Source organism: Bacillus sp. Xin1, from assembly GCF_013314535.1.
Lineage (GTDB): Bacteria > Bacillota > Bacilli > Bacillales > Bacillaceae_G > Bacillus_A.
This window is the reverse complement of the sequence record NZ_JABUAE010000004.1, coordinates 167,915-182,424: the sequence shown is the minus strand read 5'-3', so window position 1 is coordinate 182,424 and position 14,510 is coordinate 167,915. Positions and strand designations below refer to the sequence as shown.

The window sequence follows — 14,510 nt, the reverse complement described above, 5'->3', positions numbered from 1 at the left end:
AAAACAAACAAAAAAAGACGTGCAGCCAACGCTGCACGTCTTTTTCATCTCATTACTTCTCCGCAACTTGCACTTCTTTCACGTAAGCTGCTTCGAATTTCTGAATGTCACCTGCGCCCATGAAAATAAGAACGCCTTTTTTATGTTTCTTTAATACATCAGTTGTTGTATCTGTAATCAATTCTGCACCATCAATACGTTGTTGCAGGTCTTGAATCGTTAAGTCACCTTTGTTTTCACGCGCTGATCCGAAAATATCACATAGGTACACTTGATCAGCCTTGCTTAGACTTTCTGCGAACTCATCTAAGAACTTTTCTGTACGTGAGAATGTGTGCGGCTGGAATACAGCGACAACTTCACGCTCTGGATATTTTTGACGAGCAGCTTCAATCGTTACCTTAATTTCTGTCGGATGATGTGCATAATCATCAATGATGACTTGTTCTCCCATCGGCTTTGCATTAAAGCGACGTTTTACGCCTCCAAACGTTGTTAATTGTTGTTTTACTGCTTCTACATCAACATTTTCATAGTGGCAAAGCGCAATAACCGCTAACGCATTTAATACGCTGTGATTACCGTATCCTGTAATTTGGAACGTTTCATAATACGTATTACGAACGAACACATCAAACACAGTACCATCTGTTCTCTTTTGAATGTTACGAGCTTGGAAGTCATTATCTTCACCGAATCCATAGAAAATAACAGGTACTTTCGCTTGAATTTTTTGAAGTTCTTCATCATCACCACATGCAATAATTCCTTTTTTCACCTGCAATGCCATCTCTTGGAATGCGCTAAATACATCATTCACATCTGTAAAGTAATCCGGATGATCAAAATCAATATTTGTCATAATTGCATAGTCTGGATAGTAAGACAAGAAATGACGACGATACTCACATGCTTCAAACACAAAATACTTACTATTTTCTACCCCATGCCCTGTTCCATCTCCAATAAGGTAAGATGTTGGATGTGCACCTTGCATTACATGGGCTAACAAACCTGTTGTTGACGTTTTTCCATGCGCACCCGTTACAGCAACACTTGTATATTTACTCATAAGATCACCTAAAAAGTGATGGTAACGATGTACTGGGATATTTAATTCTTTCGCTGCCACAATTTCTTCATGTGTATCAGGGAATGCATTTCCAGCGATAATCACTTGTCCTTCTTTTACATTGTTTCTATCAAAAGGAAGGATGGTGATACCACGCTTTTCCAATGCTGTTTGTGTAAAGAAACGCTTTTCAAAATCAGAACCTTGAACAGTATGCTTCATATCATGAAGAATTTGTGCTAATGAACTCATTCCTGTTCCTTTAATTCCTACAAAATGGTAAACTGTCATCTTAAAGAACCTCCAACATTTCGAACTAATATAACGGCCTATCTATAAGACAGTATATGAATCTTTTCTTATTTTGGTAATCATCATACATTTCCCGATACGGTGAAACTTTAATCTGTTATCACCAGTCGAGATAAACACATACGTACTTCTTTCATGTCCATAACAAACCTATTATAGCAAAAAACAATCCGTTATACTATGATAACAGAAAAACTGATAGGGTCAATCACCTATCAGTTTTTCAAGTTTTTACATCTCTTCTCTTTTTTCTAATTGAACACGCTCTAAACGTGGATTTGGACGATATTTACGTCCAGCCTTCGCTTCTGGTTTTCCATTTAATTCTACATTATCACCTGTAAAACCAATGTTCATCTTTAATAAACTGCTTCCTACTCCATATAGATCTACAGGAACATTTTGTGCTTCAAATTCACGAATACGTTTTTCATCGAATCCACCGGTTACAACAATATCTACGTGTTGGAATCCTTCTTCATCAAGCGCTTTACGAAGAGCAAAAACAAGTGATGGATTGACGCCACGTGGGTCAAATGTTCCAAGCACTTCTGGATGACGAATGAAATATTGATCAATCATTGTACGTGATGTATCAATGCGGACACCTTTTAATTCTGAACCGAATTCGCGTGCAACACGAAGCCCATCTGTAATAACATCATTGTTATAGTCAATCAGTACAACGAGATCGTCCTCTGGAAACTTTTTGTGATATGCTTTCGCAGCTTCTACAACATCTCCATTAAACATTTGAATTAATGCGTGAGGCATCGTCCCCATTCCACTTTTGCCCCACCATTCATTCATAGCATGCGTTGCCTGTGCACTCATGCCACCAATATAAGCAGCATATCCGTCACCAGCTTGCTGTGTATAATGATCATCACGGTCTCCCATGAAAATAACAGGTTTTTCTTTTTCACCGCTACGAGCAGCTTGTACAACGTTATATACATTTGTTGCAACAGATGTACGACGAGCTAAAATCCCATCAATTACACCTTCTAAAAAACCGAAATATTCATAAGGCCCTGTAATTGTTAAAACTGTTTCAAACGGATTAATATTGTCCCCATCCTTTAAAGAATGAATTTCAAGTTCTTCAGGATGTGCAGCAAATGTTTGTAACAATGCTAATACTTCATCTGTTCCGCAAAGTACCGCATGCTCTTTTTGGAAAAATTGCATTGTCACAACACTTTTCGGGCGAAATTCTTGAATAATGTCACGAGTTTTTAAAAAGTAAACGGCAGAGAACCAGCCTTCTCCAACTCGTTCATCAAATTTAAATGTTTTATTTGTTAGTCGATTGATTTCACCTTTTAATTTTAATTCAATTTCTTTCATGTCGTTTACTCCCTACTTTACTATCCAACATTTTCTCTTAGTATACAGCAAAACCGCTTCCTATACATTCGTTTCCTGCATCGCAGCAAACTCATCCTCTGAAATAAGGACATCCCTCGGTTTTGTTCCCCGTGCTTCAGAAATAATCCCTTGTGCTTCCATCTCTTCAATAAGACGTGCCGCGCGATTATAACCGATGCGGAATTTTCTCTGTACAGAAGATGTGGACGCTCCCCCTTGTTCTACAACAAATTGACATGCATCAAAAAACAGTTCATCTTCAGCTTCATGTTGCTCTGATTTTGCCAATAAATCCTCTTGCTTAAATAAGTAATTTGGCTTCATTTGTTTTTTCACGTGGTCAACTGTTTTTTCAATCTCGTCATCCGATACGTATACACCTTGCACACGAACAGGTTTTGACGTACCGTTTCCTAAAAATAGCATATCACCGCGGCCCAGTAATTTTTCCGCTCCTCCAATATCAATGATTGTACGTGAATCAACTTGAGAGGATACTGTAAACGCAATACGCGTTGGAATATTTGATTTAATTAATCCGGTAATAACATCTACAGATGGACGCTGCGTTGCAACTAATAAGTGAATACCACAAGCACGTGCTTTTTGAGCGATACGACAAATTGCTTCCTCAACATCGCCAGGAGCAACCATCATTAAATCAGCTAACTCATCAATCACAATGACGATATATGGTAATGTCTCACCTGGAACTTCCTGCTCGCTCACAATTGTATTATAACGATTTAAATCACGCGCGCCAGCATGCGCAAACAATTCATAACGGCGTTCCATCTCTTCTACAGCCCATTTTAACGCTGCTGTAGCTGCTTTTACATCGGTAATAACAGGTGCTACAAGATGTGGAACAGAATTATATGGTGCAAGCTCAACCATTTTCGGGTCAATCAACATCAGCTTCACTTCATGTGGTTTTGCTTTATATAAAATGCTCGTTAAAATCGCGTTAATGCACACACTTTTCCCTGAACCAGTCGCACCAGCAATCAGTCCATGTGGCATTTTCCTAATATCCGTTACAATTGGTTCTCCAGAAATATCAAGTCCAAGTGCAACTGTAAGCGGAGATTCACTCTTCGTAAACACGGGGCTTCTCAAGATTTCCCTTAGAAATACCGGCTTACTCTCTTTATTCGGAACCTCAATTCCAATTGCGCTTTTCCCTGGAATCGGTGCTTCAATTCGAATATCTTTTGCAGCTAAACTCAGCTTAATATCATCGCTTAAGTTTGTAATTTTATTTACTTTCACACCTGGATCAGGTTGTACTTCAAAGCGGGTTACAGCCGGCCCTTGTGAAACATTGATAACATGAGCCCCAACATGGAAGTTATTAAACGTCGTATCTAATAGTTCTTTCTGTTCGTCTAACCATTCTGTATTATCTAACGCCGCTTGCGCCGGAATCGTCAATAATGTTAATGGTGGCATTGTATATTCCGGTGGTGTTTGCAGTACATTACGCATATCATTCTCTCTTTTTGCTACAACGTATGCTTTTTCTTGTACTCCTTCATTTACAACAGGTGCTTTCACTTCCGTTTGCTGTGCTGGCTTCTCTTCTTCTCGAATTTCCATTATAACTTGCTGCTCTGGTTTCTCTTCTACTCGAGTTTCCACTACAACTTGCTCTACTGGTTTCTCTTCTACTTCAACTTGTTGTACAGGTTGCATGTTCACTTTCGAAGTTTCTTCAGCTTGTTTTACAGGAGTCTGTGATGCTTGCGTTCTAACCGCATGTCTCTCCATCAACTTTCTTCTGTCTTGCTTTAACATCACAACATTAAACGGTACATGGCGCTTTTTCTCACGCTTCGGCTCTTCTTTTTGTTTCGCAATAATCTGCTCCGAAGTAACCTCTTGCTTTCCCTCTGCCTCTTCAATTAGTACATTTGCAAAGTTTTGAACCGCTTCTTTCGTATGCTCATCCGTCGCTAAAGCTATTTCAGAAATATCGTTTTCTACTTTAGAAACAAACTTCTCTTGTTCTGCAGCTTCTTCTACTTCCAGCGCCGTTTCAAATTCTTCCACTTCTTCTACTTCCGGCATTGCTTCAGATTCTTCCGCTTCTTCTACTTCCGGCGCTGTTTCAGATTCTTCCACTTCTTCTACTTCCGGCATTGTTTCAGATTCTTCCGCTTCTTCTACTTCCAGCGTTGTTTCAGATTCTTCCACTTCTTCTACTTCCGGCATTGCTTCAGATTCTTCCGCTTCTTCTACTTCCAGCGTTGTTTCAGATTTTTCTACTGCTTCTACTTTCAGCGTTGTTTCAAGTTCTTCTTCAATAACACTTTCTTTCAATACAATGTTCTCTACTGAACATTCTTCTGTTTCTTTCTTATATTCAATTTCTTCCGTTAACGTTGTATTGATGTTCTCTACAGTAGAGTCTCGTAATTGACCTTGTAGAGATTCTTCATTTCCCTCGTTATCATCTTGTGATAACACCACTACATCCGGCTCTTGTCCAAATACCTGTACGTTTTGAGCATTATGTTCTTCTTTTTCATTACCCTGTCCAACTGATTTATGTAACAAGCCATCAGTTGCAAATGGACGCAAGTCTGCAGCGATATCTACCTTGTCTTGCTCTTCTAACGAAGTAAGTGAACGTTCAGAATCGTAACCGTTTTTCTCTAACCACTGATCAACAACGGATTTTTCCTCTTTTTTACTTTCTTGTTGTTGATGATTTAGATTTTCATCCTGCTTCTTAGAAGGAACAAAGGATTCGTCTGAGAAATCGGCAAGTGAGTATCCTTTTTTCTCTAGCCATGCATCGACAACTGATTTTCCTTCAACCGATATTTCAAGATCTTCCTGCTTTTTTTCTTCCGTCTTCACTTCTTCTTTCTCCATAGACGGACGTTTATATCCAAAGATCGGTGAAATCATTTCGGTTGGGCGAAATGGTCTTCGATTTCCTTCTTGTGTTGGTACAGATTTTTTTTGTATGAACGGCTCTGGCTCAATTTCTTGTTCAGCTTGTTGAGGGACAAATGTATGAATAGGTTCTTCTACATATCTCGGTCCGCGCCTCTCCATGTTTGTTACTCTCGGCAGTGGCTGCTTTTCAACATGTGTTGATTCTTCCACATTCTCCTCATCGAATCCATCATCAGGCACTAATGGAAATCGGCATTTCACACCTGAATTCCGACTAGCCATTTGCGCTTCTCTTGCTGCAGTGTAGTGGTTTACACGAGGAATTTTCGGCTTACTTTCAGTGTTCTTCGGTACTTCTTTATTCATCGCTGTTTTTTCTTCCTGATGTTCCTCTTTGTTAAACAGCTTTTTCATCCAATCTAACATGCTTACCACTCTTTCTACTAAATAGTAACATCCTTTATTGTATCAGCATTCAGCAAAAAGTGCAGGTAAAATTACGTTCTTGTATTTTGTACACCATATTCAAATTTTCAGTAAGTATCATACAAATCTATTTTGATTTTCCAACTTATAAGTCGATTCCATAAAGAACAAAAGGTGACCTTTTCTCATGTTCTCTCTTTGGTTTTACTTGGCATAAAGCAGGAGGGTAATTTGACAGCATTCATCCATGGGAAGACCCTCTCTCCCGCCTTAAAAGAAAGAGTTTCTATCAGTTTTCCACTTTGTAAATCTGTTTTAATTTACTGACTCCTAAGTTCCGGCTATGAAAATAAAAGGAGAACTACACTCATTTTCTCTTTTTGGTTTCACTTGGCATGGAGCTAAAAAAGGCATTGACCGCTTCTATCCATGGACGGACCCTCTCTCCCACCTAAAAAAAGGGTTTATATCGTTTTTTCACTTTTTGTTTTTTGTTTACATATAAAAAAGCAGCCTCATATATAAGGCTGCCACTTAGAGCTTAATCATCCGATATTCTTCTACGCTCTCCGCCACACTTTGCAGTAAAGAGCCTAAATATTGTGTGTCTGATAGTTTCTGATCTTCTTCAGGATTCGACATAAATCCAAGTTCCAGTAAAACGCCTGGAACCTTTGACCAATTGAATCCGGAAAGATCATCTCGAAACTTAATCCCATTTACTTTTACTTGGCTGTTTTCTTTCATTTTCTTTACGATTATTTGAGAAACTTGTAAGCTTTCTGCATAAATTCCTTTTGTATATGTATTTCCTTCCGCTGGCGTCAACACAGCAAAACCTTTTTGTGCTCGATTTTCTGAGCCATCGGCATGAAGGCGTAAAAACAAATCTGCTTGATGATCATTTGCGAACGTCGCTCGCTCTTTGTTACTTATATCGACATTATGCGTCGTTCTTGTCATCAGTACTTGCATGCCTTTCGCTTCAAGCTTCTCTTTCAACATAATCGCAGCTTCTAATACGAGAACAGATTCGCGCTTTTTCGTCACAACACCTGTCGTTCCATCAGTCACTTTATATTTCTGCTCAGCTGCCCCCGGGCCAATTGGTTCTAAATTTAAATTTGCTTTCTCTTGATGTCCTGGATCAATCACAACAAGAAACTTCCCTTGTTTTTGCTCAGCATCCACTTTTACTTCAGGAGTTTTCACCGATTCTTCAGCCGGTGGTACTTGTTCTACCTTTGGCTCTTGTTTTTCATCTTGCTCCGCTGAGGGCTCTTGTTCAGTTTTTTTCTCTTGTTCTCCACTTTGTTCCACCGGTACTTCAGTTTCTACTTTCTTCTCTTGCTTCTCTGGCGGGGCTTCTTTCGTGTTTTCTACAACCTTTTTACTCTCTTCTTGAACAGTAGATAGTGTTTCTTTTTCTTGTTCCTTCAAGCATGCGCCCATATATATTCCAAGTAATGCAACTACACACATCATTTTTATATACTTCATTGTTCTCTCCCATCTAAAAAGAAAGATTTCATGCCGGTTTTCAATTTTCATTTAGGTTTTCGCATATAAATCGCGGCTATGAAGAAAACTCTTATTCTCTCTCTTTGTTTTCATTCCGCATAGGGTACGCTTCTATGCTTGGATCGACACTCTCTTCCCCCTTAAGAGAAAGGTTTTCTATCAGGCGTTTCACTTTGTATTTCTATATTTAAAATTGTTTCATAATCTCATCAATACTACGTGCGATACAAACCGGCTCCCATATTCCTGCTCCTTTTTCTACTGTGTATATCGGATAAACCGGATCCTCTATATCAACAAAGATAGGATCACCCATATCAGTATCATATCCAATCACAATCCAGCTCTCTTGCCAGTCTCCCTTTTTCCCACTAATGAGTGAATTTTTGTTTTTATCATATCGATATCCAATTTGTCCCTTTTCCAATTCATTTTCATGAAATAAATATATTTCAAATGACTGTAATTCAATATCATGTTTCTTCGAAGTTTCGATAAGCTCTAGAAGCTCTTTTGCTTTTGGGTGCTGTTTCATACGTTCCTATCCCCTTCTATTTTTTCTAAATTTTAACTAATTTGTTTCTGAAATACAATATAGTTTTTTCAGCAAAACGTTACAATCTAGGGACATTTCCGCAAAAAAATAGCCTCATTTTATAATGAGGCTACGTTTCCATATGAATTAAAATTTAAATTCTTGTCCAACTTCATAGCTATCTTCTAATACAAGAATACCTTTTTCTTGCGGAGCATCTGGAAGCTCTAATTCACGTGCAGAACAAAGCATACCAGAAGATGGCGTACCGCGAAGTTCAGCTGGTTTAATTAGCATACCACTTGGCATTACAGCACCGATTTTTGCAACAACAACTTTTTGTCCTGCATCAACGTTTGGTGCGCCACATACGATTTGCAATGTCTCTGTACCAATTTCTACTTTACAAATACTCAATTTATCAGCATTTGGATGTTTTTCTTTTTCAGCTACGTAGCCAACAACAAATTTTGGCGTGAAGTCTGCTTCTACTTTTTCCTCGAAGCCATTCTCCACTAAAATTTCATTGATTTTTTCAACAAGCTCTTTTGTTAAAGTAATGTTTCCAGTTTCCTTTACTTCTACATACGATGACGCATTAAAGATGTTAAATCCCCCTGTTACATTGCTTTCACGATCATAAACGCGAGCAACATCTCCTTTGCGGTCAAATGTACGGTTTTCTAATGTGATATCTTGTAAGGCAACGATTAATGTGTCCCCAATTCCTTCAAGGTTATAAAAAACGTTCACTATGTTCATCCTTTCTCTTTTTCATCTGTCTTCTTCCGATTTTTTGCTAAAATAAAGATCGGCTCAAAGTTCCCATCTTCATATACAAATGAAAGTGATGTAATCGGAACATGACCTTCAGCAAAAAACTTCATTGTCATTTGTGCAATAATATCATAACCGATTTCGTTCACGATATCAGCAATAATTAAAACATCTTGGTGCGGAACAGCCACAACCATATCGCCTGAAATCTTTTCACACATTGATTGTAATAGCGATTCGTTCAAAATACGACTCGCATCATATCCATCATTTGTGTTTAAGAAATAAAATGTATTTCCCGCTACTTCATCTTGTTTAAATGTATGACTTAATGAGCGCACATTAAACAATGCCATTTCACGTACTTGCTGCTCTGTAAGCCCTAACTTTTGTAACAAACGTTCATCAATTAATCGATATGTTTTATTAGAATCTAATGCATAATAAATACGTGTTTCTGCTGTATGATCCGTCATTAAAAACGGATTACCTTCCTCCGCTTGTCTCGGGAAAGAAGTAGAGCGAATAACCGGCAGAATTTTTGCTGCACTGCTTTCTTCTTTATGCATCGCCAGGAGTGCCTCTTGCACGTAATAGACAACCTCTTCAATTGCCGCTTCTTTTTTCACTTCCCATTTTGCTACAACTCCTGGGAGCGAAACACTAATACCTTTTTTCGTATCCTTTTGCTCAATGCGAAGTACATCTTTTTCACTATCATAATGAAATTCCCATTCTGGGCGAGCTAATCTACTCATTAGCTCTTCTTTCATTTTTTTATTTGTCATTTTCATTTCGTGTGCCTCCCTTCCAAAAAAATAACCTCCCCCGCGAAGGTAGAGGTTGTTTTTACAATTTAATTGGCTACTCGCCTTACTTTAACCCTTCAATAAACTCTTCAATTTGTTCTTGTGTTTTACGATCTTTGTTTACATAGCGTCCAGTTTCTTCACCTTTATTGTACGCTACAAAGCTAGGAATGCCAAATACGTCTAATTTTACACACAGATCAATAAACTCATCACGATCTACATAATAAAATGAGAAATCACTATATTTCTCTTCTACTTCCGGCATAAACGGATCAACAAAACGGCAATCTGGGCACCATTCTGCCGAGAACATAAAAATCACTTTCTCTTCATTTTTTAACGTTTGGAATTGCTCCATGCTTTCTAATGATTTCATCTATATTTCCTCCTCTAACGAAGTATACCTTTTCATATGTAATCTTTCTTTTATACTACCATACATCGCGCACGGTGCAAGGTTTATGCTCGCTTTTCATCATACTTATATTGCCCAATTAATAGCTTTACAACATGTACAAATAACTCTGTACGATCCACATAATGATCTGTAAAGATTCCAATTGCCCCTTCATGACTACGAATATCTTTCCGTTTTGCAAATTCCTCCATAACTTCACTTAACTCTTTCCCACTTTCAAGAGGAATAAGAAAATCATCTGGCAACTTAATACGCGCCCCGCCCGCAACAAATATTTTACCTGTACTTGTTGCTAAAGCACCCCAGTTACACATAAACAAGCCGTGCTCTGTCTTCATAACGCCTCCTTCTAATCCAAATCCGATGTCAACTTGCTCTGCTTCTAGTGCTTGCTTTGCCCTATTGATTGCGCCTTGCATCGTTTCTTCATCAGAAAATGGTTGCGCTGCTACTCCTGAAGGGACTGAAACAGAAGTAATATTCACCTCTTTCCACACTTCTTGTACGGCTCCTACTTTTGTTTGGTTTTTCGATCCAACTGCAACTCTCATATCGTTCACCTCTATATAAATTCATACTCCAAAGACGAAAATAGGCACTGACCGCTTCTACACCTGGCTGGGTCCTCTCTCCAATCTAAAAAAAGAAAGGGTTTTTACCCCTTCCTTTTAAGCGTTATTTTTAATTGTTTCCAATGTCGTTTTATCTGTCGCTCTTACAAGCTTCGTAATTAACTCTTTCGCTGCTGCATAATCATCAACATGTAAAATAGATGCATGTGTATGAATGTAACGAGCGCAGACACCAATTACTGCTGATGGAATACCAGAATTACTTGTATGTACACGACCAGCATCTGTACCACCTTGTGAAATAAAGTATTGGTACGGAATATTATGTGTTTCTGCTGTATCTAAAATAAATTCACGCATTCCTCTATGTGTTACCATTGTACGGTCATAAATACGAAGAAGCGCTCCTTTTCCTAATTGGCCGAACTGCGTTTTATCCCCAGATGCGTCATTTGCCGGACTTGCATCAAGCGCATAGAAAATATCTGGCTGAATCATATTCGCAGCTGTTTGTGCTCCGCGAAGTCCTACTTCTTCTTGTACAGTCGCACCAGAATATAATGTATTTGGTAATGTTTCATCTTTTAGTTCTTTTAATAATTCGATCGCAAGTCCACAGCCATAACGGTTATCCCAAGCTTTTGCCATGATTTTCTTTTCATTTGCCATCGGTGTAAACGGACAAATTGGAACAATTTGTTGTCCTGGTTTCACACCAATTTCAAGCGCATCTTCATAGCTATCTGCACCGATATCAATTAACATATTTTTTATATCCATTGGTTTTGCACGTTGCACATCACTTAATAAATGAGGTGGAATGGAACCAACAACCCCAACAACCGGGCCATTTTCCGTCATAATTTGTACACGTTGTGCTAGTAGTACTTGACTCCACCAGCCCCCTAGCGTTTGAAAACGAATCATCCCGTTTTTCGTAATTTGCGTAACCATAAAGCCAACTTCATCCATATGACCAGCTACAAGTACACGTGGGCCACTTTCATCCCCTTTTTTAAGACCGAACACGCTACCTAAACCGTCTTGGACGATTTCGTCTGCATATTTACTTAGCTCTTGTTTCATAAAACGGCGCACATCATGCTCAAATCCTGATGTACCTTGTAATTCTGTTAACGTGCGAAATAATTCTAATGTCTCTTTATTCACGAAGTCCCCTTCTTTCAAACCTTAGTAGAATACCTCTTTTTATTGTAACGAAATTTTCGAAATGTTTCTAGTTTCTTCTTTTTTCATTAAAATTGCATTATAATTGTTATCGATACACTATTTTATAGAAGTGAGGTGAATATATGAGCTGGAAAGGTTTACTAGCTGGTGTTGGCGTTGGTTTTGCAGCTGGTTATCTTGTTGCAAACAAAGTTCAAGAACAATCCCATATTTCTTCAGAAAAAGCATTGAAAATGGTGAAACAAGCATTAAGTCATAAAGGCGAAGTTACTGGCTCTTGGGTACATATGGTTCCAGAGACATTTGAAAAATATGATGTCGCATACGAAGTATACCGTGGCGGTCTTACAACGATTTTAAATGATATACAAGAACGATTCGAATTTTTAGTAGATGCAAAAACAGGTACAGTTTTAGAAGTAAACGCTGCCTAAAGGAACTCTGAAAATCCGAAAACATACGTTTAAATAAAGTGAAATTTTATAGACAGTAGCGAAATAACAGCGTGCAGATGAATTTCTGCACGCCTTTTTTACATTCTTTCAATTATCGTCGCTGTCGACATCCCATGTCCAATACAAATCGTTAACAGGCCGTATCTTCCTTGCCTTCTTTCTAATTCATGAAGAAGAGAAGTCATTAATTTCGCACCAGTTGCCCCAAGCGGATGACCCAATGCAATTGCACCACCATTAACATTGACCTTTTGCAAATCTGCTTCCATTTCCTTTTGCCATGCTAAAACAACCGATGCAAATGCTTCATTAATCTCTATAACATCCATATCCTGAATTGTTAAATTTGATTTTTGCAGCACTTTTTTCGTTGCAGGGATAACCCCATCAAGCATTGTCGTCGGATCAGAACCAACAACCACTTGATTAACAATACGAGCACGTGCTTTACACCCTAGCTCTTTCGCCTTTTCGCTATCCATCAGCAAGATTGCTGCAGCACCATCACTAATTTGGCTTGCATTCCCTGCTGTAATTACTCCATTTTCTTTAAAAACCGTTTTTAAATTGGCTAACGCTTCATAAGAAGTATCCCTTCTCGGTCCTTCATCATTTTCAACTACTATTTCATTTCCTTCTTTATCTATACCGCGCAGTGGTACAATCTCTCGCTGAAAGTGTCCAGATTCAATAGCTTGAAGTGCTCGTCTATGACTTTCTAGTGCATAAGTATCTAACTGTTCACGGGTAATACCGTATTTTTCTGCAATCATCTCAGCAGATACACCTTGATGTACAATTTGATACTTTTCATGAAGACTACTTGGGATAGTCTGTTCATTCCCATCACTTAAAATAGGAACTTTTGTCATATGTTCTACACCAGCTGCAATTGTAATGTCCATATCCCCTGATTTAATTTCTTGCGCGGCAAAGTGAATAGCCTGTTGTCCAGAACCGCAAAGACGATTAATCGTTACTGCTGGAACTGTTATAGGAAAACCTGCTTCCAGTGCCGAAAGTCTTCCAATATTAAAACCTTGTTCGTTAATTGGCGTTACACAGCCCATAACAATATCTTCTATAAGGCCTTTCTCTATATTTCCCCGTTTTGTTACTTCATCTAGTGCAACTGCCGCAAGTTGTACTGGATGAAGTAAACGGAACGCTCCATTTCTTTTACCAACTGGTGTACGTACAGCTTCAACAATGACAACATCTCGCTTCATATTTTCTCTCCTACTTTCCCTTTTGAATAATCATAAAAACCTTTCCCAGTCTTTCTTCCAAGATGCCCCGCCTCTACAAGTTTCACAAGTATTTGCGGTGCTCTAAACCTATCACCAAATGCTTCTGTTAGTCCTTTGCTCGCAAATAGCATTGTATCTAGTCCCACATAATCTGCTAATTCAAATGGTCCCATTGGATAGTTCAAGCCAAGCTTAATCGCCTTATCAATTTCTTCTTTACTTGTAATGCCTTCCTCATACATACGCATGCACTCTAACATATGAATAGCAATTGCCCGCGTGGTCACAAACCCTTGCATATCTTTCACAACTACCGTTTCTTTTCCAAGTTCTTCTGATACTGTTCTTACCGCTTGTATTGTGCTTTCTGCCGTAACCACTCCTCGTACAATTTCAACGAGCTTCATAACGGGAGCAGGGTTAAACCAGTGCATTCCCACTACTTTTTCGGGACGACTCGTTGCACTTGCAATCGCAGTTACACTTAATTCAGAAGTATTTGTTGCTAGAATAGTAGATTGCGCTGTATACAAATCTAGCTTTTGAAAAATCTCCTTCTTCAACTGTAATATTTCCGGTACAGCTTCAATAACAAGCTCTACATTTTGGCAAGCCTCTTGCAATATAACTGTAGAAGTTATATTGGATAAGATTCCATTTTTCTCCTTATCCGTCATACGTCCTGCACTAACAAAACGACTCAAGCTTTTGGTAATCGTTCCATAAGCTTTTTGTAAACTGTCTTCTGATACGTCATACATTTTCACATGTTTACCACCCATCGCTAACGCTTGGACAATTCCACTTCCCATAATTCCTACACCAATTACTGCGATATTTTGAATCATCATATTCCTCCTATCATTACTTTTCATTTTTTCTATGTAATGC

The 14,510-nt window shown here is 38.6% G+C and carries 13 protein-coding genes; 1 reads left to right on the top strand and 12 read right to left on the bottom strand.

The genetic code is table 11. The features are described 5' to 3' along the window. Window positions 1–52: 52 nt before the first annotated feature. From murC to HRG09_RS07555, 10 genes are all read right to left on the bottom strand, one after another. Window positions 53–1,363: a UDP-N-acetylmuramate--L-alanine ligase gene (gene murC / locus HRG09_RS07600; RefSeq protein WP_174100206.1), complete on the bottom strand. Its 1,311-nt coding sequence runs from the start codon at window positions 1,361–1,363 to the stop codon at window positions 53–55. A 252-nt stretch (window positions 1,364–1,615) separates the two neighbouring features. Next, window positions 1,616–2,734, bottom strand: a complete 1,119-nt coding sequence (locus tag HRG09_RS07595) for a nicotinate phosphoribosyltransferase (protein ID WP_174100205.1) — start codon at window positions 2,732–2,734, stop codon at window positions 1,616–1,618. 60 nt (window positions 2,735–2,794) lie between these two features. After that, on the bottom strand, window positions 2,795–6,088 hold the full coding sequence (locus HRG09_RS07590; RefSeq protein ID WP_174100204.1) for a DNA translocase FtsK: 3,294 nt from the start codon (window positions 6,086–6,088) through the stop codon (window positions 2,795–2,797). A gap of 534 nt (window positions 6,089–6,622) precedes the next feature. Then, on the bottom strand, window positions 6,623–7,588 hold the full coding sequence (locus HRG09_RS07585) for an N-acetylmuramoyl-L-alanine amidase (protein ID WP_174100203.1): 966 nt from the start codon (window positions 7,586–7,588) through the stop codon (window positions 6,623–6,625). Window positions 7,589–7,796: 208 nt separating this feature from the next. Then, window positions 7,797–8,144 carry a thiamine transporter gene (locus HRG09_RS07580; protein ID WP_174100202.1) on the bottom strand — a complete coding sequence of 116 codons (348 nt, stop codon included), beginning with the start codon at window positions 8,142–8,144 and terminating at the stop codon, window positions 7,797–7,799. A gap of 147 nt (window positions 8,145–8,291) precedes the next feature. After that, window positions 8,292–8,906: a YtpR family tRNA-binding protein gene (gene ytpR / locus HRG09_RS07575; protein ID WP_174100201.1), complete on the bottom strand. Its 615-nt coding sequence runs from the start codon at window positions 8,904–8,906 to the stop codon at window positions 8,292–8,294. Continuing rightward, window positions 8,903–9,715 carry a DUF1444 domain-containing protein gene (locus tag HRG09_RS07570; protein ID WP_174100200.1) on the bottom strand — a complete coding sequence of 271 codons (813 nt, stop codon included), beginning with the start codon at window positions 9,713–9,715 and terminating at the stop codon, window positions 8,903–8,905. The genes ytpR and HRG09_RS07570 overlap by 4 nt, the downstream gene beginning before the upstream one ends. 79 nt (window positions 9,716–9,794) lie before the next feature. Next, the gene (locus HRG09_RS07565) at window positions 9,795–10,109 is read right to left on the bottom strand and encodes a thioredoxin family protein (protein WP_174100199.1); all 315 of its coding nucleotides are present in this window, start codon (window positions 10,107–10,109) and stop codon (window positions 9,795–9,797) included. An 83-nt stretch (window positions 10,110–10,192) separates the two neighbouring features. Further along, window positions 10,193–10,702 carry a DUF84 family protein gene (locus HRG09_RS07560; protein WP_174100198.1) on the bottom strand — a complete coding sequence of 170 codons (510 nt, stop codon included), beginning with the start codon at window positions 10,700–10,702 and terminating at the stop codon, window positions 10,193–10,195. A 117-nt stretch (window positions 10,703–10,819) separates the two neighbouring features. Further along, the gene (locus HRG09_RS07555; RefSeq protein WP_174100197.1) at window positions 10,820–11,893 is read right to left on the bottom strand and encodes a M42 family metallopeptidase; all 1,074 of its coding nucleotides are present in this window, start codon (window positions 11,891–11,893) and stop codon (window positions 10,820–10,822) included. A 143-nt stretch (window positions 11,894–12,036) separates the two neighbouring features. Here HRG09_RS07555 and HRG09_RS07550 point away from each other — a divergent pair, with 143 nt between their 5' ends. Then, on the top strand, window positions 12,037–12,348 hold the full coding sequence (locus HRG09_RS07550) for a PepSY domain-containing protein (RefSeq protein ID WP_098491931.1): 312 nt from the start codon (window positions 12,037–12,039) through the stop codon (window positions 12,346–12,348). A 98-nt stretch (window positions 12,349–12,446) separates the two neighbouring features. On the opposite strand, the gene HRG09_RS07545 is transcribed toward HRG09_RS07550, so the two are convergent. After that, window positions 12,447–13,598: a thiolase family protein gene (locus HRG09_RS07545; RefSeq protein ID WP_174100196.1), complete on the bottom strand. Its 1,152-nt coding sequence runs from the start codon at window positions 13,596–13,598 to the stop codon at window positions 12,447–12,449. After that, window positions 13,595–14,467 carry a 3-hydroxyacyl-CoA dehydrogenase family protein gene (locus HRG09_RS07540; protein ID WP_174100195.1) on the bottom strand — a complete coding sequence of 291 codons (873 nt, stop codon included), beginning with the start codon at window positions 14,465–14,467 and terminating at the stop codon, window positions 13,595–13,597. Before HRG09_RS07540 ends, HRG09_RS07545 begins: the two co-directional genes overlap by 4 nt. Window positions 14,468–14,510 lie beyond the last annotated feature (43 nt).

Bases quoted from the DNA above. Each gene is read 5' to 3' on its own strand.
- HRG09_RS07560 (WP_174100198.1), bottom strand. From the start codon at position 10,702: ATGAGAGTTGCAGTTGGATCGAAAAACCAAACAAAAGTAGGAGCCGTA.
- HRG09_RS07550 (WP_098491931.1), top strand. From the start codon at position 12,037: ATGAGCTGGAAAGGTTTACTAGCTGGTGTTGGCGTTGGTTTTGCAGCT.
- ytpR (WP_174100201.1), bottom strand. From the start codon at position 8,906: ATGAACATAGTGAACGTTTTTTATAACCTTGAAGGAATTGGGGACACA.
- HRG09_RS07540 (WP_174100195.1), bottom strand. From the start codon at position 14,467: ATGATTCAAAATATCGCAGTAATTGGTGTAGGAATTATGGGAAGTGGA.
- murC (WP_174100206.1), bottom strand. From the start codon at position 1,363: ATGACAGTTTACCATTTTGTAGGAATTAAAGGAACAGGAATGAGTTCA.
- HRG09_RS07595 (WP_174100205.1), bottom strand. From the start codon at position 2,734: ATGAAAGAAATTGAATTAAAATTAAAAGGTGAAATCAATCGACTAACA.
- HRG09_RS07580 (WP_174100202.1), bottom strand. From the start codon at position 8,144: ATGAAACAGCACCCAAAAGCAAAAGAGCTTCTAGAGCTTATCGAAACT.
- HRG09_RS07565 (WP_174100199.1), bottom strand. From the start codon at position 10,109: ATGAAATCATTAGAAAGCATGGAGCAATTCCAAACGTTAAAAAATGAA.
- HRG09_RS07570 (WP_174100200.1), bottom strand. From the start codon at position 9,715: ATGAAAATGACAAATAAAAAAATGAAAGAAGAGCTAATGAGTAGATTA.
- HRG09_RS07545 (WP_174100196.1), bottom strand. From the start codon at position 13,598: ATGAAGCGAGATGTTGTCATTGTTGAAGCTGTACGTACACCAGTTGGT.
- HRG09_RS07590 (WP_174100204.1), bottom strand. From the start codon at position 6,088: ATGTTAGATTGGATGAAAAAGCTGTTTAACAAAGAGGAACATCAGGAA.
- HRG09_RS07585 (WP_174100203.1), bottom strand. From the start codon at position 7,588: ATGAAGTATATAAAAATGATGTGTGTAGTTGCATTACTTGGAATATAT.